The sequence below is a fragment of the Lelliottia sp. RWM.1 genome (assembly GCF_016859735.1).
In the GTDB taxonomy this organism is placed as follows: domain Bacteria; phylum Pseudomonadota; class Gammaproteobacteria; order Enterobacterales; family Enterobacteriaceae; genus Enterobacter.
In genome coordinates, this window is the sequence record NZ_WLVC01000023.1 from 53697 (window position 1) to 73088 (window position 19392).

A 19392-nucleotide genomic window follows, 5' to 3' on the forward strand; every position below is an offset into this window, starting at 1 on the left:
TTAACGGCTTTTTTATGCCTTTATATGGGGATGGCCGCTGATTGTTAACCGACTGCCTGACGTATCGTGGGTCAATATCGCCTGCGCCCCGAGTGGAAGGGTGACCGTTTGCTGTTCATGACCAAATGCCAGGCCGGTTATCACAGGAATATCCAACCGGGAACGGATAAAATCGACCATGGTGTCGAGTGAATAACCCGCGTCGTAATCATTGGGTTGTGCGCCACTAAAACTGCCCAGAACAATGGCAGACTGACGCGAAAGAATACCCGCGTGATAAAGTTGCAATAGCATACGCTCGACCCGGAACGGGTGTTCATTAATGTCCTCAAGCACCAGAATGCCATCCTCGATGGTGGGGAGCCACGGCGTGCCAATCAGTGACACCAACATAGCCAGATTTCCTCCCCACAACTGACCTTCACACGCCCATTGGGGGCCTTCGCCTTGCCACGTCACATCGAAGACTGGATTCTGGAGCGCGCGCCAAAAGTGTTCCTGCGTGAATGCATCCAGTTCGGGCGCGCCAACGTTCCCTGCCAGCATGGGGCCGCTGAAGGTAATGATATTGTGTAAGGCCAGAAGACCCAGTTGGATCACGGTGAAATCGCTGTGCCCGCAGATCAGCAGTGGGTCCTGCTGCTGGCGTTTTGCCAGCCCCGCCCAGTCGATACTCTCCAGCAAACGACTTGCGCCATAACCGCCGCGAACCGCCATTACGATGGTGTTTTCTCCGTTCAGGGAGACCAGATCGTTTATATCGGCCAGACGTTGCGTTTCGGTTCCGGCGAACCGCTGCTGGCGGCGAGGGATAATTGTCTGATTTGTGACGCGATGGCCCGATTCCAGTAAGCGCTGAACACCGCGCTGTGCGGCGTCCTGGTTAATGCAGTACCCGGATGGCGCGATAAGATGAAACTGAGACATGGCAATTCCTTGCTGAATGAGAAACTAAATGCTTATATCATGCCGCCTATGCACGCTCTCCATCAAGGGGGCTGCATAAGGTAATGACCGGCTATAAGGATAGATGACGTGAAATTGAGATGGTTTGCTTTTTTGATTGTGTTGCTTGCAGGCTGTAGTACAAAACATGACTATCAAAATCCACCGTGGAACCCGGAAGTACCTGTTAAACGGGCAATGCAGTGGATGCCAATCAGCGAGAAAGCGGGCAAGGCATGGGGCGTGAGTCCGCGTCTGGTCACGGCGATTATTGCGGTCGAATCAGGCGGAAATCCAACGCTGGTCAGTAAATCGAATGCGGTGGGGCTGATGCAACTCAAAGCCTCGACGGCGGGGAAAGAGGTTTATCGGTATATGGGCTGGAGCGGACAGCCATCAACCAGTGAGCTGAAAAACCCGGAGCGTAACATCTCAATGGGAACTGCCTATTTGAGCATTCTGGAACATGGCGTGCTGAAGGGGATTCAGGATCCTGAAGTGATGCAGTATGCGCTGGTGGTCTCTTACGTCAACGGTGCAGGGGCGTTGCTGAGAACCTTCTCATCAGACCGTCAAGCCGCTATCCAGGAGATCAACGGCATGGATAAAGATGAATTCTTTAATCATGTGGTGAAAAACCATCCGGCCCCGCAGGCTCCACGTTATATCTGGAAAGTCCAGAAAGCGATGGATGCGATGTAAGGCCGTTGTCGGGCGGCGCACATGCTGCCCGACGTCACTTACAGAACTTTATTTGCCCTTTCCCGTGCTTCTCGTTCCAGTGAAAAAATAATACGTTGTAATTCGCGCTCTGCTCCTGGGCCAACATTCAGAAAACGGAAGCTCAGGCGCGGGGTGGTAATGGTTTCATTTTTACTGTCCACCACTTTACGCTCGCTGATCGCAATCAACTGGGCATCGAAGTAAAAACGCCCCCATCCGCCCATATCCAGTTCTATTTGCGTGAACCGCATGCCTTCAACCAGCCCGTCGGGTTTTGCTGTGTCCATCAATGCGCCCATGCCACCGAGCGACAGATCGAACAAGCGGAAGCGGATCTCTTTTTTATCCGGCATTTTGGCTTTACAAAAATACGAAGGATGAAGCGGGGCGCTGATGCGAAAATACTCACGGCGCTGCACAAACCAAAGGTTAGTGGGTAATGGCGCAACAAATGCCGGAAGACCCTGATAGTCATCCTGTTCGAGCCGCGGCAGAACGAATTCGACTTTCGCCCCCTGGGTTTCGGCCAGCACAGAAATATTCGCCGCACGCAATACGGCGCGGTTCTCATACTCCTGGCTACCCAGATCAACCACCAGGCGCTCCGGCGTGACCTCAAGGATCTTGCTGATGAACTGGTTCGTTGACCAACTGATGCGCAATGGCACTTCGCCTTTTTGCAGGTCGCGTAATACCCCTAATACAGCCAGCGGATTTTGTTTCAGGAACTGCTCACTGTAATTACTCACGCCGAATGGCTCCTCGATGTGTGACAGACTGTCATAGCGTTATCGGCAGACTCAAATGAAACTTAATACAAACCGGTGAGTTTTTTTCACCGCGTCAGGCAATTTAAGTCGGTGAGATGAAACTGGTTTTCCGGCGATGACCTATACTGAGTGTAACTGCACAGAAGGTTTTCTGCGCACGAATTAAACCTGCAAGAGGGCATCGCTATGGGTATCATCGCCTGGATTATCTTCGGTCTTATCGCTGGTGCTATCGCCAAACTCATCATGCCTGGGCGTGATGGCGGTGGCTTTATTTTGACCTGTATCCTTGGCGTCGTGGGTGCGGTTGTTGGTGGCTGGCTAGCGACAATGTTTGGCGTTGGTGGCAGCATCAGTGGTTTTAACCTGCACAGCTTCCTGGTCGCTGTGGTGGGTGCGGTTGTCGTGCTAGGGGTGTTCAGGTTACTCAGACGAACATAAATTACCCGGAAGCGGCTCTCCTGTGAGGGCCGTTTTTTTGTGCCTATCTTGATTTGCAAATAGGAATGAGAATAATTGTCGTTTCTGAATTACCCAATAATAAGACGACAATATGAACACCTCGCGTTTTGCATTATGTGCGTTGGCAGGAGCCGTGACGCTGGCATTTCAGGCACAGGCTTTTGCCGAAGAATCAACCGTCGTGGTGACGGGCTCAGAGCAGGGAAGTGAGCTTCCCGTCTGGACCAATAGCGCAACCAAATCGGCAGTTGCCGAAAGTAAAACGCCCCAGGTGATCAATACCCTGTCGGCACAAGAAATTGAACAGCGTCATGCGAACTCGGTGAATGAGATCCTGCGCTATGCCCCAGGGGTATCGACTGAGGTGCGCGGGAATACCTCTTACATGAGCGAATACAAAATTCGCGGGTTTACGGTTGAGCAGGAGTTCTATAACGGGCTTCAGTTACCCTATAACGTCACCGGGAATACCAAAGCGCGTATCGACCCCCTGTTGATTGACAGCATCGACATCCTGAAAGGACCGTCATCGGTGTTGTACGGTGGGGGCTCCCCCGGTGGGCTGGTTAATATTCAGGGTAAAAAGCCGCAAAAAGAGGCGAAAACCGAGCTGGGGTTCAGCACCGGAAACCGTAATCTGAAAGAGGGTTATCTGGACTCGACCGGGCAAATTGCCGACAGTGACTGGAATTATCGTCTGCTGGGCAAGGCGACAGAGAGCGACGACCAACCGCACACCACGCGCTATGAAAACTATCTGGTTGCACCGTCCGTCACCTGGCAGCCCGACAGCAAGACGCGTCTCACCCTTGACGCGCTGGCACAAAATACCCCGAGTTTATCTCCGTCTAACCCGTTGCCTCTGTCCTATTTACGCTCGAAATATGCCGGTCGTCGCGACTATGCGGGTGATGAGTGGAACGGCTTTAAGCAGCGCCAGTGGATGCTCAGCTACCGTTTTGAGCATGCATTTGACAATGGCTGGGGGGTGAGTCAGAAGACCCGCTATTTCGATGTTGATACACATCAGCGTAGTGCCTACCCGACGGGACCGGGTAGCGATGTCTATGACCTTAACCGCTTTGCCTATACCACGGATGAAGATCTTCAGAGCGTTAACGTTGATAACCAGATCACGAAAACGGTGTCTCTCGGCGAATGGCAGCATCACCTGTTGGCCGGGTTTGATTATCAGAAAATGAATTCACATTTCCACTATCGCTATGCCGCGGCGACGCCGGGAATCGATATGCGTTCTCCGGACTATACGCAGATCCATGAGAGTGCGCTGGGGCTTTACACCGCGCAAAAAAACCGACTGAGCTATCAGCAAAATGGCTACTACGTGCAGGATCAGGTTGAATATGGCGGGTTGAATGTGTTGGGTAGCTTGCGCTATGACGATTACCGTTCTGTGACCACCGACTATCTGCAACACGGTGATAAAGCGTGGGTTTCGCAGGATCGTGTGACCAAACGTCTGGGCGCACTCTACGCCTTCGGGAACGGGATCTCTCCATTCATCAGCTACTCCGAAGGTTTTTCCCCTGTGTCGCCGCAAGGGACGTTAACGGCAAAAGACGTCAAGCCAACGACCAGCAAACAGGTTGAGGGCGGGGTGAAGTACCTGCTGGAAGACTACGCCACAACCTTTACTGCATCGGTGTTTAACATTCGCCAGAAAAACGTCGTGACGACCGATCCCGGTTTCCTGAATTATCGTCAGACCGGAGAGGTGGAATCCAAAGGGGCGGAATTGTCTGCCATTAGCCGCCCTACGGACAACCTGACGCTGATTGCAAACTACGCTTACACGCATGCTATCAACACCGAAGATGATAAATACAAAGGTAAACGTCCAACGCAAGTACCGGAAAATGCAGTGAATTTGTGGGGAGACTATACCTTTGACAGCACACCGTTGAAAGGACTGAATCTGGGAGCTGGAGCCCGCTACACCGGCCCTATGGAGATCGCGCCGGATAACCATGCCGGTAAACTGGGGGGAACAACCCAGTTCGATCTCGCGGCATCGTACCGTATGGGTGAAATATTGCCGTCGCTGGCGGGGTTGACGCTAAAGGTCAGCGCACAAAATATCGCCAACAAAGAGACGTTAACCTGCTATGACGCGGCAAACTGCTGGATTGGGCGCGATCGGACGTATCAGTTAGGGGCAAGTTATCGTTTCTAAAAAAGCCCGGTAGTGCAGTGTGGACCGGGCCTGTCGGTTTTATCCGCCCTCACCCTGTGGGAGAGGGCGGCGGTAAGGGGAACAGATGCAGAGGCGTTACTGCGCTGCATCTTTCTGTGGGACCGCGTCATCATTCGCCGCAGGCTCTGTCACGGGAACACTCTCGCACGGCTTCTCTTTCGGGCAGATCCCGTTCAGCATTTTCAGCGTCACGCCGTTGGTCCAGCCAAAACCGTCCTGCAAAGGATACTCGCCGCCACCCCCTCCCGTTCCTGTCGTGGAAACATCATACTTCTCCACCAGTTTCTGTTCACGATCGTAGGTGTGCTGCACGTTTTTCAGGAAGCGCCAGGTCACGTCCATAGCCGCTTTCTTGTGACCGTAATTTTGCAGGCCTTCAGCGGCGATCCACTGCAGCGGCGCCCAGCCATTCGGGGCATCCCACTGCTGACTGCTGTTAAGGGTGGTTGTTGAAATACCGCCGGGTTTCAGCAAGCGAGATGCCGTTGCTGCCGCCACCTTATCGGCGCGATCTCTGGCGGCGGCATTGACGTACAGTGGGAAGAGGGCGGCTGCCGTGAGCTGATTACGTACTTTTTTGCTTTTCAGATCGTAATCCGCATACCACCCCTCTTTTTCATTCCACAGATAGTGCTCGATGGCCTTCTGACGGGCGGTTGCCCGTTCCTCATAGTGGGTTGCACTGGCCGTATCGCCAGCGTCCTGGCCTGCTTTTGCCAGCAGTTTTTCCATCTTAAACATCAGGGCATTCAAATCGACAGGAACCATGCTGGTGGTACGGATCGTGCCGAGTTTTTGCGGATCGTCCATCCAGCGGGAGCTAAAATCCCAGCCGGAAGCGGCGGCGGCACGCAGGTCGCGGTAAATCTGCGTGGCCGGGCGGTTAGGGTTATTTTTGGCCGTGGTGACATCGTCCAGCCAGGATTCTGGCCTCGGGGTATCTTTGTCATCCCAGTAGCGATTCAGGATCGTACCCTCATCCAGTTTCACCACCCGTTTGTTAGCCTGGCCCGGCTGAAGTGCGTCTGCGCCATCCATCCACCAGGCATACTCTTTTTCCATCTGCGGGCGGTATTTCTTCAGTGCATCGCTGTCGTGGGTGGCGAGCAACTCCACCATCAGAGCGAAGAAGGGAGGCTGTGAGCGGCTCAGATAGTAGCTGCGATTTCCGTTAGGAATGTGCCCCCAGGTGTCTACCTCATAAGCGAAGTTATCCACCATGTCGCGAACCGTGTCCCAGCGGTTGCTTTCGGCTAACCCCAGCATGGTGAAATAGCTGTCCCAGTAGTAGACCTCCCGAAAGCGACCTCCGGGCACAACATAGGGTTTGGGAAGCGGCAGAAGGGAGTCCCACTTGTCGGCCTTGTCGGTGGTGCGGGTCAATACGGGCCACAGGCCTTCAATATGCGCCCGCAATGTCTGTCCTGAAGGTGGCTCGTACTTTTCCCCTTCAGTGGGCAGGGTAAAATTAACATCGACGAAGTGACGTAAATCGAAACCTGACTGATTACGTTGCATGCGATAGTCGGCAAGGATCATCAGGGGATCGCTTTTAGGAATCGCATCGGCGAACGTTTTTTGATCGGGAAAGAGTTTGGCGCTTTGTACATCATTAAACAGCGGGCCAAGGAGCACGTCCGGGGACGCGGATTGGCTCGAAAGAGGATCGTTGGCATAACTTAGCGCGGTTATGCCAAACAGCGCGCCGCCGAGAGCTAGCTGCAAAAGGGTAGGGTGGCGCATTTGAGGTCTTATCATGGGTTATCTCCTTTATCTGCTGACCAGCGTGACCGCCGTCATCAACCACGAGAAAAACCTTAGACGAATATGCGCGGCTTCGCGTGCCGGATGTCCCATTTTGCGCACAACCAGACGATTTACCGCTTAAACCTCTTCCGACACCGGAATGTCTTTTAGTGTCCCTGGCGCGTGGCCAACAATGCGTTTAAATGCGCGGCTAAACGCCGCCAGCGATCCATAGCCTAAGCGTAAGGCCACGGTTTCGATGGGCTGATTTTCATGACGAATGTACTGAACCGCCAGACGCATTCGCAGCTCACTGAGATATTTTGCCGGGGTTGTCCCCGTAGCCGAAAGAAAACGTTCGGCGAACACGGAGCGAGATGTTCCTGCCTCTTTTGCCAGGTCTGCGACGCTCCAGTTCACACCAGGCTGTTGATGCATGGCGTAAATAGCGCGGCTCAGTCGGGGGTCACGCAACACCTGCACCCAGCCAGTCGCTCTGCCGCATCCGGCTTCCACCCATCCACGCACAATCAGTGCGGCAACGACATCAGCCAGACGCGCCAGAATCCCGGCAAACCCCACCTGGCGGGTCATAGACTCCCGCTCCATTGCCGACAGCAGCGGGTGGATCTCCGGCCAGGTGGACATCAGACGGCTTACCATCATGACTTCCGGCATCGCTTTGATCAGCGGCTGCATTCCGCCCAGTTCAAAGTCCATACATCCGCTAAAAATAATGGTGTTGGCATTTTCCGGGCAAGGCTCGCAGGAGATGGTACAAACCGAGTTGCAGATAGGCTCACTGGGGAAGGCATTCACGGGCATCACCTGCGCCTGTTCATCTGAGAGCAGAGCATGAGCGTTCCCGTTGGGAATAAAGAGCGCATCTCCACTGTTTAAGGTGAACGTTGCGCCGCTCTCCATGCGCAGCAGGGCAGCACCGTGACTCACAAAATGGAATTGCGCTTTACCAGGGGCCTGGTCGAAGGCGACGCCAAAGGGGGTACTGGCTTCAATCCGGCGGTATTTGACGCCAGAAAGGCGCATTCCGCGGAGCAGTTCGCTGATGAGATCGGGGGACGACTGGTGGATCATGATGTCACTTTCGGACGAATTATCAATAATCAGAGATTATATGTCATAGATCGTCCACGGGGAACACTCTATGCTTTTGCGACATTAGTCACATTTTTATAACGGGAGAACAACAGATGAATTCATGTGTCGCGGCGAGAGAGGCTATTGCGCCTGCCAGACCCGCCTGGCGAGCCGTCTATTCACTGGGGCTGGGGGTTTTTGGTTTAATCACGGCAGAGTTTTTACCGGCCAGTTTACTGACGCCGATGGCCGCGAGCCTGCATGTGAGTGAAGGGATGGCTGGACAGGCCGTTACCGCCACGGCGCTGGTGGCGCTGGTCACTGGGTTGTTGATTACCCCGGCGACCAAAAGTATCGACAGACGTTGGGTATTGATGTTCTTTTCGGTTCTGCAAATTGTCTCCAGCCTGCTGGTGGCGTTTGCGCCAACGCTGCATGTCTTACTGCTGGGACGACTGTTGCTGGGGGTCGCGATTGGTGGGTTCTGGGCAATGTCGACCGCTACGGCCATGCGTCTGGTTCCTGCGGATAACGTTCCGCAGGCGCTGGCGGTCATCTTTTCCAGTGTTTCAATTGCGACCGTTGTGGCTGCGCCGTTGGGCAGTTTTCTCGGTAGCCTGATTGGCTGGCGTAATGTGTTCCTGCTGTGCATTGTGCCCAGCGTGCTGGCGCTGCTGTGGCAGCTCTGGGTATTGCCGTCAATGAAGCCGGAAAATAGCGGCAGTTTTAGCACGATGTTCCGTGTACTGCGCCGTCCGGGTATGGTGGGCGGGTTACTGGCGACCGTGCTGATTTTCAGCGGGCACTTTGCCTTCTTTACGTATCTGCGCCCGTTCCTCGAAACGGTCGGCCAGGCGAGCGTTGAAACCATTTCACTGATTTTATTAGGTTTTGGTGTGGCTAACTTTGTCGGGACGTCCATCGCCGGACATCTGCTGGCCCGTAATTTACGCCTGACGCTGGCACTGGTTCCATTTGTGATGGGCGTGCTGGCGCTGACGATGGTGGCATTCGGTCACCTGGCGATTCTGGATGGTTTCCTGGTTGCGCTGTGGGGCTTTGCATTTGGGATGGTTCCGGTGGGCTGGTCAACCTGGCTTGCGACGACCGTCCCGGACGAAGCCGAAAGTGCAGGGGGATTGCTGGTGGCGTCTATCCAGTTTGCAATTGGAGCCGGGGCGGCAGGCGGTGGTGCGATGTTTGACCTCAACGGCGCAAGCGGCGTCTTTGCCGGCAGCGGGTTACTGCTGGTTACGGCAATGGTGATTGTGTTTATGGGTGTGCGGGTCCGCGCGCAGTAAGCCAGATGACGTCCGCTTCCCTCTCTTTTCGGGAGAGGGAAGCGGCAGGCATCCGGACAACAGGCGGGACTCGCGACCTGATGGTCTGGGCTGATGGGGTAACGGTTGTGCGCAGCCCTTGTCACCACGGAACGACCTTACCGAAGCGATCCAGGAATTCCAGACCTGGCCTGCTTCGTTTGCGCTCAATCACACTGACGATATCCGGGATGGTCTCCGTAAGGCTGAATGCTCCATCCTCGCCCCCCAGATCTGTGCGTATCCAGCCTGGTGCAAGTAGCAGCAAAGCCCGGTCGGGAGTCTTCAGGGCCTGTCGCGCCGCATAACTGCGCATGTACTGATTGAGCGCAGCTTTCGTCCCACGGTAAACCTCTTTTCCTCCCTTTTCGTTGTTGCTGATGCTGCCCTGACCAGATGACATTACGCCGATTAACCCATCCGCAGTTACTTGCGCCTGAAAAGCGTCTATCACTCTCAGGGGGGAGAGGGCATTGGTGATCATCACATGGACAAACTCTTCAGTGCTGACTTCTGCAATAGTTTCACTTTGGTTCTGGTTGGCGATGCCTGCATTGACAAAAAGCGTGTCGTAACGCTGATACCGGAGGCGTGTCTTTAGGTCGGCAAGTTGCGCAGTATCCGTCATATCAAGGTGCTCGACCGTCAGAGACAGTGGGTAACGTGCAGATAGTGCATGAAGAGCGGCATTAGTGCTGCGAACGGTTGCTGTGACGTTCCATCCCCTGTGGAGCAGTTCTTCTGCCATGGCGAAGCCGATACCCCGGGAAGCGCCAATCAGCAGCATATGCGGTCTTTCCGCTCTTGGTTCATTCAGTGTCATTTTTGTCACTCCTGCCTATCTCGTGTAGGGATAATTTAAACGCAGGGCCACCCTTGCACCAGACGCGTGGAGTGCAATAATAGATTGCATTTGATGCAATGGTTCGAAGCATATGCCGGAAATTGATCTGAATTTACTGACCGCGTTGGATGCCCTGCTGGCCGAGTGCAGTGTCACGCGAGCAGCTCAGCGTCTGGGACTTAGCACATCTGCGATGAGCCGGACACTGACCCGCTTACGTCATGTCACTGGCGATCCGCTTTTAGTCCAGGCCGGGCGTTACATGGTCCCCACGCCCTATGCAGCGAAACTGGCCGAAAACGTAAGCCAGGCGGTGTTCAGTGCACGGACGCTCCTTCAGCCGCCGGGGGAGGCTATCAACCTTGCCACAACGGAACGAAGCGTTGTTATCCGGGCGAACGAGGGATTTATCGACCTGTGTGCAGCGCCTTTGCTGCAAGAAATGCGGCAAGTTGCACCCAATATGCAGCTCCTCTTTGCCAGTAAATCCGATAAAGACGTGCAGGCGTTGCGAGAGGGGAAAATTGATCTGGAAATTGGTGTGCTGGGGACGAATGCGCCGGAGCTGAAAACCCGATTACTTTTCAGCGATCGTTTTGTCAGCATTTGCCAAAAGGATCATCCTCTTTTACAAGAACCAGGCATAACACCTGAGCGTTACATCCGTTTTCCTCATGTTGTCGTTTCCAGAAAAAATAAACAGTGGGGGCCGGTCGATACGGCACTGGATGTGCTGGGGCTGCGACGGAAAATCGTGATGTCAGTGCCTTCCTACGGCTGCGCGATCAATCTTATTCGTCATTCAGATGCCATTGGCCTCGTGCCTTTTACCGTGCTGGCATGGTCCGATCCCTGCGCTGAAATCAACTATTTCGAACTGCCAGTGCCCACGCCGCCGATAAAGGTTTCTGCCATCTGGCATCCACGAATGCATGCCGATCCTGTGCATCAGTGGGTCCGGGAGACGATCGTAAAAGTGTCCCGCAGCGAATTTAGCAGGCACACTCGTGCAATGCTGGAAAAGGCAAACGTGAAGTGAATTCAATGTGAATAGATCGGTGTCAATCCGGTAAATCACCAGGCCATTTCTGGCTGAAACGTTATTGTCCGTCATCCATTCCCATCAAAACCCTGCTCACGCAACATCCATGGGTTAGTGCCAGAACAGAATAGTTTCACCAAACAATTACATTGACAGCTTCCATTGATACGATCAAAACTAAACCGTACAGTTCACATTTGATGTGAATGAGATGATTTTTGCAGAGGGATTGCCGGTAAGTGCAACCCTTAACCACAACGAAAGGATCTGCACATGAAGATGTTAAGGCAAATCAGTGGGCTGGCGGTTATGGGTATCACCCTCCTGATGGTGGGGTGTGCCAGGAATGAGCCTGTGCGTTACAGCGGCATCGACTCGGCGTCAACGTTGACAGTAAATACCGACGATGACGCTGACCGCATCCCCTATCGTTATTCACCCCAGGTGGACTGGCGCAAGTACGACAGCATTATTATTGACCCGGTGAAAATTTATCAGGGTAACGACGGACAGTTTGATGATATGGCGCAGGATGATCGCCGTACCCTTGCCACCTATATGCAAGAGCAGTTCAGCAAAGCATTGGAGCCACGTTTTAACAAGGTCAAAGAGCCTGCGGCGAACACGTTGCGTCTGAAACTGACGCTGACGGGCGCTGATACCACGCCGCAAGTGGTGGGAACTTTCACCAAATTCGATCTGGCGGGCGGTCCTTACAACATCGTGCAATCGATACGGGGTGGCAAGGGACTGATGAGCGGTTCGGTGGATTATGCCGTTGAAATTTATGATGCAAACAGCCACGAACTGCTGAAAGCCTACGTTGCGCGACAGTATCCAAATGCCATGAATGTTTCTGCCAGCATCGGCTCGCTGAGTGCCGCTGAAGTCGGTATTGAAAAAGGGGCAGAAGAACTGGCGGAAGCGCTCAGATAGCGCCAGCCAAAACGTGTGCAGCCGGGAGGCGTTCAACCCGACCGGCTGTGATTTTCCTCATGAGTTTCGTTCTGGCGAACCCCAGCTATGAAAACATTCCCGCATCTGACGATCTGCCCGCATTGCGACAGTGTTTACCAGACATTGCCCTGTGCGTCGGGTGAAACCGCACGTTGCCAGCGATGTTACGCCGTTCTATGGCGTGGTCAGCGGCGTGTACCTGGTCATGTATTGCCTCTGATGTTGACGGCGGCCATTACCCTGTTCCTGGCCTGTATTTTTCCGGTTATCTCCGTCGGATTTCATGGGATGACGAATGACACCACGCTGTGGAATGCGGCCTGGGCGCTGGCTTCCGGAGACGGTAATCCCCTTATGGCACTCTGTACCGTGTTTCTTCTGGTTATCGCGCCATTCTTACAGATCGCACTGACAGCCTGGCTGCTGATTTTTGCGCGTTTTGGGCGTCCAGCACCTGCGTTTATCTTCAGCATGAAAGCGCTCAGATGGCTGCATCCCTGGAGTATGGTGGAAGTCGGTGTGCTGGGTTTTCTTGTGGCGGGGGTAAAACTCTCGTCGCTGCTGGACGTATCCGTAGGATCTGGCGGTTGGGCGCTGGCGGTCTCCTGCGTGTTAGTGGTTGTGATTAACAGCCATGATCTGCGTTCACTGTGGGATCTGCTCCCGAGCGAGGAGAAGGGCTGTGATAATTAATCCCCCCTTTGCCCGTCAGGTGCAGGTGTGCCGCTGTCCACTGTGTGGTCTGGTGTGTGCCGATGAAGCGACGCCTGGTGTTCGCAGAAAATGTCCTCGCTGCCAGACGGTACTGCCTCACTGCCAGCCAGAGCATTCGCATTTAAGCTGGGCGCTGCTTTTAACCTCGATGATCCTGTATGTCCCCGCCAATATTTTCCCGGCGATGCACACGTCATTTCTCGGCTATGGCAGTGAAAGCACCATCCTTTCCGGCGTTGTCGCCTTCTGGCGAAGCGGTTCGTGGGGCATCGCGACGATCATCTTCATTGCCAGCGTGATTGTTCCCTGCCTGAAATTTTTGTCACTGAGTCTCTTGTTGATCTCTCGTGCCCGTAAGAGCGTCTGGGCCAGATGTGAGCGCGCCAGGCTTTACAGGATAACGGAGTGGATTGGCTGTTGGTCGATGCTGGATGTGGTGGTGGTGGCCGTGGTATGTGGCCTGCTCCGTTTTCATGCGCTGAGTGAGGCCGAACCCCGGTCAGGGATCCTGTATTTCGGCCTGGTGGTTATTTTGACCATGCTCTGTGCGTTGAGTTTTGAACCAAAAACATTATGGGAAGACAAGCAATGAAGCGTCCTGTTTCGGGTATTCCTCTTTTTTACCGTGGGCGCTGGCGTAACGCCTTTATCTGGTTGCTTCCTGTTGTCGCATTTATTGTTGCGGTGTCGATGGTGATTCAGGCGCGCTTATCCGTCGGTCCGGAAGTGGTTATTGCGTTTCGCAGTGCAGCCGGTCTCGAAGCCGGAAAAACGGCGGTTAAATACAAAGATGTCACCGTCGGACTAGTGAAGGCGATCACCCTCAGTCCCGATAACACTCAGGTGCTGGTGCGGGTCGCACTCGGCAGAGATGCGCAAAATCTGACGCGCGCCGATACCCGATTTTGGGTGGTCCGGCCGCGTGTCGGAATGAGCGGAGTCAGCGGCATTGATACGCTGTTATCCGGGGCTTACATCGGCGTGGACAGAGGGCAGTCTGATGAAAGCCAATACCGTTTCACTGGTCTGGAAATCCCGCCGGCTATCGTCAACGGTATGGCGGGGAGCCAGTTTAAGCTTGAAGCGGATGACCTTGGATCGCTGGATATTAACTCCCCGGTTTACTATCGGCGTATCCCGGTCGGGCGGATTACGTCTTATCAGCTGCGTAAAGACGGCAGGGGGATCGATCTCAACATCTTTATTGATGCTCCTTATGACCGCCTGGTTACTGCCGATTCACGATTCTGGAACGTGAGTGGGGTGGATCTTTCCGTCGGAAGCGATGGCTTTCAGCTTAAAACCCAGACCGTTGCTGCCATCATGGCGGGAGGGATCGCATTCTCCAGACTGGATAACCCAACCCAGGGAGGGCTCTATAAGCGAACCCGTTACAAGCTGGCGCCGGATCAGGAAACGGCAATGGCTCCAGCAGATGGCCCACCGGTGCGATTTCAGTTACGTTTTGAACATCCCTTGCATGGCCTGAACGTTGGCGCACCGGTTGAGTTTTCCAGTGTGCGGATCGGACATGTTGCCTCGGTTGAACTCGACTATAACCCCGAGGGATATCGCTTTCCGACCATTGTGGATATTGATGTTTATCCCTCCCGGATGGGCAATGTGCTTGAGAAACTCCCTAAACCAACAGGCGACACTGACCTTAATACGGTTATTTTCACCCGTGAAATGATCGCGCATGGCCTGCGGGCAAAGGCTGCGGCCAGTAGTTTGCTGACGGGGCAACTTTATATCTCGCTCGATTTTGTCCCGGATGCGCCAGAAGTGAATTTTGATGCGGCAAAACGCCCGGTTGAGCTACCCACCGTGAATGGCGGGCTGACCATCCTTCAGGATCAGCTCACAGGTATCGCCCGGAAAATAAACAAAATGCCGCTGGATGAGATCGGGAACAACATGAACACCGCGCTGGTTGAACTGAATAAAACGCTGAGAATGGTGAACAATCAGTCTCTGCCTGCTGCCAACCACCTGATGCAACAGGCGCAGCAAACGACACAAGACGCGCAAAAGCTGCTGGCGGAAGATTCCTCTCTGGTCATTCATCTCCTGCACTCTTTGCAGGAGGCCACCCGAACGCTACGGGCCGTGCGCAGCCTGACAAATCAGTTGGATCGCCATCCGGAATCATTATTGCAGGGCCGCACTGACGATGTGGTGCTCAATGTTCCTCATTCACTCAAGGAAGGAGAGCAGCCGTGAAAACTGTTTTCTGTCTCGTCATCGGTGTCGCGTGCGGGCTGGCCGGTTGTTCATCTCCCCAGGTGCGTTACCACACGCTGGTCAATACCGACCCCGTATCCCGTGTTGTCACGCCGTCCGATTTTGTGATCGATCTGTTGCCCGTTGGTGTTCCTGCTCAACTGGATATGCCACAGATTGTGGTTCGCCAAAGCGACAACGGTGTGGTTGTTCTGGACAACGAACGCTGGTTAAGTCCGTTGGGGGATGAGGTGCAGGCGGCGCTGTCCCTCAGAATGACGCAGCAACTCAATACCGTGGATGTGGCCGGGTTGGCGAGGGATAACAACAAACCGGTGGTGCGCATCCTATTGCAGGTTCGGCGTTTTGATAGCTGGCCGGGTAATGCCGTTACTCTGGATGCTAGCTGGAGCTTATCCACTCAACGAGAGTCAGGGAATCGTCGGCTGGTGTGCGAAAGCCACCTGTCGCAACCTCTCTCCGGCGATCCGACGGACATGTTTGCTGCCTGGCAGAGTGTGATTGAACGGCTGGCTCGTCAGATTGGACAGACGGCGACTCACTGGATGGCAACGGGTACGGCTGTATGTCGTCGCGATTAGTTTCGGTCAGCGCCAAAAACCGGGTTCGATGGAACGCGCCCGGTAACAGGGCAGGGACGTGTTATTCAGGCTTTTTAACTGCGCCGTCCAGAAAGAGACGCACACCATTTGTGACCATCTCGCTGATTTTTTCCTGAGAGAAATCAGGCATATCTCGCAAGAAAAATAACACCTCGGTTTCTGCCTTGATCAGGGACGTAAACTGGATGGCGCGAAGCATTGGGTCCGATGCTGCCAGTTCCCCCCGTTCCATCGCCGCTTTCATTTCCTGAGCCAGCGCTTCCATACTTTGCCGGATACCGGATTCCAGAAACCGTTGTCCGATATCGGAATGACCGGCTTCACCCAGCACAACGCGATAGATCTGAAGTGCCTGGTTATCCCCTGCCACCACCCGGAGCATATCTTCACCAAAGCGGACGAGCCTTTGCTCCAGGGAGAGACGCTGGTTGTCGGGTTGCGTGAGCCCGCTCGCGGCTTCGGTGAGAAACCTGGCGCTGTAATTGCGCACAACCGTTTCAAACAACGCCTCTTTTGAAGAGAAGTATTTATACAGCGTGGCCTTGGATCCACCCGCACGTCTGGCCACTTCATCCATTGAGGCACGCTCGTACCCAATCTCCAGAAACACCTCAGCGGCGGCAGCTACGATCCTCTGGCGGCGCGCTTGCGTCAGTACCTTCATGTTGAACCCTTACTGATCAAAAAATAACTACACCGTACAGTACTCACATTATTATGCCATGTATACGCCTTGAATGCCTGGATGGGGATCGCGTAATGGGTATCGGGAAGAGAGGAATGCTCGCTTATAAAAGGGGATTACTGGCAGCCAGAGCAGTCTGAAAAACGGAGTCAGGATCATCATGCAATTGTCTGTTGATGAAAATAATTCTCATTCATTACTCCATGTGATAAGTTTCATTATAAATGCAACTTATAGTTGGGGACGCAATCATGAACGCAAGTGAGAAAGCCGGACATACCTTCTTAGCCAGCCTGGGGAAGACCCGTTTGCGGCCTGGCGGCGTTGATGCAACCGAGTGGCTGTTCAATCAGTCGAATCTCTCGGCGGACAGCATCGTGTTGGAGGTCGCCTGCAATATGGGAACCACTTCTATCGAACTGGCGCAGCGTTTTGGCTGCACGATATACGCCGTTGATATGGACAACAATGCGCTGAACAAGACGCGGCAAAACGTTGCTGCAGCCGGTCTGCAGGATAAAATTCAGGTACTGGAAGCGAACGCCACATCGCTACCCTTCGCCGACGATGCCTTCGACGTTGTCATTAACGAAGCGATGCTGACCATGTACGTGGATAAGGCCAAGACCCGGTTGATCGATGAGTACTATCGCGTGCTCAAACCCGGCGGCCGTCTGCTGACGCATGACATCATGTTTACCAACGAGCGGCTGGAGACGGGCAGGCAGACGCAACTGGCAGAGATTGTGAAATCCAATGTCAGCCCTATGGCGGAGTCTGCGTGGAAAGCACTGTTTATCGCGAGGGGTTTCCGGTCAGTCACTACCCAACACGGGGCGATGTCGCTTATGTCACCTCAGGGGCTGATTCGCGACGAAGGGCTGGTGCGAACGGCGAAAATCCTGTTTAACGGGTTACGCACCCATGAGAACCGAACGCGCTTCCTGGGCATGTTCAGATTCTTCCGCCGTAACCGTCATCAACTGAACTACATCGCTTGCTGTTCGCAAAAATAGCGCTCAGGGGCTGGGTTGTCGCGAGAGGCGCGTGTAAAAAAACGTCCCGCATTCATTTAAGCCAGCGTTTTTTCAAACGCTGGAAATCGCTACGTTGGAGACGTTGTCCACTCAAAAAAATTCGATAAACCGGCTTTCTCGGCCCATTTTCAGGGAAGCCCTGAGCACTCAGCACAGGCTCACTAAATCAGCCTCAGCTAAAGATCTATTGTACAAGTCGGCAATTACACCGAGGACAAGAGTTTTCCGGAACATCGTTTAGCAGGAAAAATAGAATTGAGATTTTTAACGTTGTTTACACTACTTATTGCTATCACCCTACATGCCGAAGATCATGATTATGGCCCGCCAATCGCCGTATGCCTAAACAAACATACCATTCCCTATATTGACTCGACGGTTCCTGCTGAGAAAATCGTTAATGATGTTTATAAGGCGTGCCAGGGTATCGTTGATGAATGGAATAACGAAAAAGCCTCTTTGCTCAGGGGAATGGTAATCAAGCAGGATAAGGCATTTCGCGATATGTATACTTATTATTGTTCTGGTTCGAGTGGTGGGAGAGACTTTCTTGCCGCCGAAATCAATTTTTCAATTTGCGCCAGAGGAATGTTCTCTTCGTAACAAGTCAGAAAGAATTCGTGTGTAATGTCAGAGTAGAAGACCTCTGCAACTTGTTGTAAAGGCGATGTTTCACCTATAGATAACTCCAGATACATGCCATCACGTAGTACGTCGCTTCCACGCCTCAGTTCATATTTAATCTCAGACACAGGAGATTCCTTTTTTACAATGACGGTGAAGGCCGTTCGCCTCAGGTAACATCAAAAACGGTTTGGGAGGAACATAGCCAGACTTCTGGCATAGAGCGAACATGAATCTTGCACGAATACTAACCGTTTGGTGAACGTGTGCGAAAAGTAAATGTGTCGAATAACAGGGACACTCAGATCTTGAGTGCAGCAAGGATGGAGGCTTCTATTTTCTCCGGAGTCGTGAACGGCGCAAAACGCATGAGTGGTGTACCGTCGCGACCGATCAGGAACTTCGTGAAATTCCACTTGATCCGTCCGCCCAGAACGCCGGGCAACTCGTTTTTCAGGTAACGAAACATCGGGTGCGCGGCGACGCCATTGACCTCCACTTTCTCGAACATGGGGAAGCTCACACCGTAGTTGACGTGACAGGTCAGCCCGATTTCCTCAGCACCGCCGGGTTCCTGCTTACCAAACTGGTTGCAGGGGAAACCCAGCACCACAAGCCCCTGGACAGCATATTTCTTATAGAGTGCTTCAAGGCCAGCATATTGTGGCGTGAAGCCGCAATGGCTGGCAGTATTCACCACCAGAACCAGCTTGCCTGCATAGTCAGTCATTGATATGGTCTGGCCGCGCAGGCTGGTGGCAGTAAATTGATAGAAGGTGGTCATATCAGAGCTCCTGAGAGTAGAAACCGTTCAATGCCGACATTGCCACGTAGCGCGTTGATGCCGGGGATCGCGTCGTGAGGGATGGCATGAGTCTGGTAGAGCGGTTCAATAAGTGTGTTGCATCCATCGGTTGAACTCACCGTAGAATCGGGCATTCGGAATACATAGTCTATCTCCTGAGAGTCCAGGAAATCGTCCGCCCTCTTCAGAGTGACATTATCAATATAGATAGAGAATAACGGCAGGCGTTAAGCACACGTTAACTCACCGGAAAAAGTCATCCACCGAATCGCTCCACTCATGGCCAGACACAGACCATACCTTGTTTATCGGGGGAGGAAATCCGCTCCTGCAGTACCCATTTTTCCCCACGAAATCGAATGCTCCATGCGGATACCCGTTGATAAGGAGCACGCACCTCTGACTGTCTTCTGACCAGCCGATTTTAACGTCAGAAGGAATGTGCCCATCTGAAATATCCTCGGCATTGTAGATATGTACTGCTGATCCTACCCGCGTAATATGGACACAACCCTAAGCGAGGTTCTGGTTTTCAAATTGTTCCGGACTAAGACCGCCAC

General features: G+C 53.5%; 19 protein-coding genes and 1 pseudogene. 12 read left to right on the plus strand and 8 right to left on the minus strand.

Annotated elements, in window-relative coordinates:
• Nucleotides 1-12: 12 nt before the first annotated feature.
• Nucleotides 13-927, minus strand: a complete 915-nt coding sequence (ldcA, locus tag GF617_RS16330; RefSeq protein ID WP_203452097.1) for a muramoyltetrapeptide carboxypeptidase — start codon at nt 925-927, stop codon at nt 13-15.
• A 108-nt stretch (nt 928-1035) separates the two neighbouring features.
• Here ldcA and emtA point away from each other — a divergent pair, with 108 nt between their 5' ends.
• Complete coding sequence (gene emtA / locus GF617_RS16335; RefSeq protein WP_181619760.1) at nt 1036-1647, plus strand: membrane-bound lytic murein transglycosylase EmtA; 612 nt, start codon at nt 1036-1038, stop codon at nt 1645-1647.
• A 38-nt stretch (nt 1648-1685) separates the two neighbouring features.
• On the opposite strand, the gene GF617_RS16340 is transcribed toward emtA, so the two are convergent.
• On the minus strand, nt 1686-2417 hold the full coding sequence (locus GF617_RS16340; protein ID WP_181619759.1) for a flagellar brake protein: 732 nt from the start codon (nt 2415-2417) through the stop codon (nt 1686-1688).
• Between the two features lie 207 nt (nt 2418-2624).
• On the opposite strand from GF617_RS16340, the gene GF617_RS16345 reads away from it, so the two are divergent.
• Entirely contained in the window at nt 2625-2879 is a 255-nt protein-coding gene (locus tag GF617_RS16345) for a GlsB/YeaQ/YmgE family stress response membrane protein (RefSeq protein ID WP_181619758.1), read from the plus strand.
• A 112-nt stretch (nt 2880-2991) separates the two neighbouring features.
• Complete coding sequence (locus GF617_RS16350) at nt 2992-5094, plus strand: TonB-dependent siderophore receptor (RefSeq protein WP_203452098.1); 2103 nt, start codon at nt 2992-2994, stop codon at nt 5092-5094.
• 96 nt (nt 5095-5190) lie between these two features.
• On the opposite strand, the gene GF617_RS16355 is transcribed toward GF617_RS16350, so the two are convergent.
• Nucleotides 5191-6873, minus strand: coding sequence for an alpha,alpha-trehalase (locus GF617_RS16355; RefSeq protein WP_181619756.1), 1683 nt, complete (start codon nt 6871-6873; stop codon nt 5191-5193).
• Nucleotides 6874-6999: 126 nt separating this feature from the next.
• Nucleotides 7000-7953, minus strand: coding sequence for an AraC family transcriptional regulator (locus GF617_RS16360; RefSeq protein ID WP_203452109.1), 954 nt, complete (start codon nt 7951-7953; stop codon nt 7000-7002).
• Between the two features lie 119 nt (nt 7954-8072).
• On the opposite strand from GF617_RS16360, the gene GF617_RS16365 reads away from it, so the two are divergent.
• Nucleotides 8073-9260, plus strand: a complete 1188-nt coding sequence (locus tag GF617_RS16365; protein ID WP_181619755.1) for an MFS transporter — start codon at nt 8073-8075, stop codon at nt 9258-9260.
• Between the two features lie 121 nt (nt 9261-9381).
• On the opposite strand, the gene GF617_RS16370 is transcribed toward GF617_RS16365, so the two are convergent.
• On the minus strand, nt 9382-10101 hold the full coding sequence (locus GF617_RS16370) for an SDR family NAD(P)-dependent oxidoreductase (RefSeq protein ID WP_203452099.1): 720 nt from the start codon (nt 10099-10101) through the stop codon (nt 9382-9384).
• A gap of 112 nt (nt 10102-10213) precedes the next feature.
• Between GF617_RS16370 and GF617_RS16375 the strand changes: the two genes are divergently transcribed.
• The 6 genes from GF617_RS16375 to GF617_RS16400 all read left to right on the plus strand — a co-directional run bounded on the left by GF617_RS16375 (nt 10214) and on the right by GF617_RS16400 (nt 15660).
• Entirely contained in the window at nt 10214-11161 is a 948-nt protein-coding gene (locus GF617_RS16375; RefSeq protein ID WP_203452100.1) for a LysR family transcriptional regulator, read from the plus strand.
• Nucleotides 11162-11437: 276 nt separating this feature from the next.
• The gene (locus GF617_RS16380) at nt 11438-12100 is read left to right on the plus strand and encodes a DUF3313 domain-containing protein (RefSeq protein WP_203452101.1); all 663 of its coding nucleotides are present in this window, start codon (nt 11438-11440) and stop codon (nt 12098-12100) included.
• An 87-nt stretch (nt 12101-12187) separates the two neighbouring features.
• Complete coding sequence (locus tag GF617_RS16385) at nt 12188-12814, plus strand: paraquat-inducible protein A (protein WP_203452102.1); 627 nt, start codon at nt 12188-12190, stop codon at nt 12812-12814.
• Entirely contained in the window at nt 12804-13427 is a 624-nt protein-coding gene (locus GF617_RS16390) for a paraquat-inducible protein A (RefSeq protein ID WP_375290501.1), read from the plus strand. Before GF617_RS16385 ends, GF617_RS16390 begins: the two co-directional genes overlap by 11 nt.
• Entirely contained in the window at nt 13424-15058 is a 1635-nt protein-coding gene (locus GF617_RS16395) for an intermembrane transport protein PqiB (RefSeq protein ID WP_203452104.1), read from the plus strand. Before GF617_RS16390 ends, GF617_RS16395 begins: the two co-directional genes overlap by 4 nt.
• The gene (locus tag GF617_RS16400; RefSeq protein ID WP_181619749.1) at nt 15055-15660 is read left to right on the plus strand and encodes a membrane integrity-associated transporter subunit PqiC; all 606 of its coding nucleotides are present in this window, start codon (nt 15055-15057) and stop codon (nt 15658-15660) included. Before GF617_RS16395 ends, GF617_RS16400 begins: the two co-directional genes overlap by 4 nt.
• A 61-nt stretch (nt 15661-15721) precedes the next feature.
• Here GF617_RS16400 and GF617_RS16405 read toward each other — a convergent pair whose 3' ends face one another.
• Nucleotides 15722-16345, minus strand: a complete 624-nt coding sequence (locus tag GF617_RS16405) for a TetR/AcrR family transcriptional regulator (protein WP_203452105.1) — start codon at nt 16343-16345, stop codon at nt 15722-15724.
• Nucleotides 16346-16617: 272 nt separating this feature from the next.
• On the opposite strand from GF617_RS16405, the gene GF617_RS16410 reads away from it, so the two are divergent.
• A complete protein-coding gene (locus GF617_RS16410) occupies nt 16618-17382 on the plus strand; it encodes a class I SAM-dependent methyltransferase (RefSeq protein WP_203452106.1) in 765 nt (254 codons plus the stop codon).
• A 276-nt stretch (nt 17383-17658) separates the two neighbouring features.
• Entirely contained in the window at nt 17659-18006 is a 348-nt protein-coding gene (locus tag GF617_RS16415) for a hypothetical protein (protein WP_203452107.1), read from the plus strand.
• A 322-nt stretch (nt 18007-18328) separates the two neighbouring features.
• Here GF617_RS16415 and GF617_RS16420 read toward each other — a convergent pair whose 3' ends face one another.
• Nucleotides 18329-18811, minus strand: coding sequence for a glutathione peroxidase (locus tag GF617_RS16420; RefSeq protein ID WP_181619745.1), 483 nt, complete (start codon nt 18809-18811; stop codon nt 18329-18331).
• A 264-nt stretch (nt 18812-19075) separates the two neighbouring features.
• Nucleotides 19076-19315 (minus strand): annotated as a pseudogene (locus tag GF617_RS16425) (DUF2251 domain-containing protein); the annotation flags it as partial.
• Nucleotides 19316-19392: the final 77 nt, after the last annotated feature.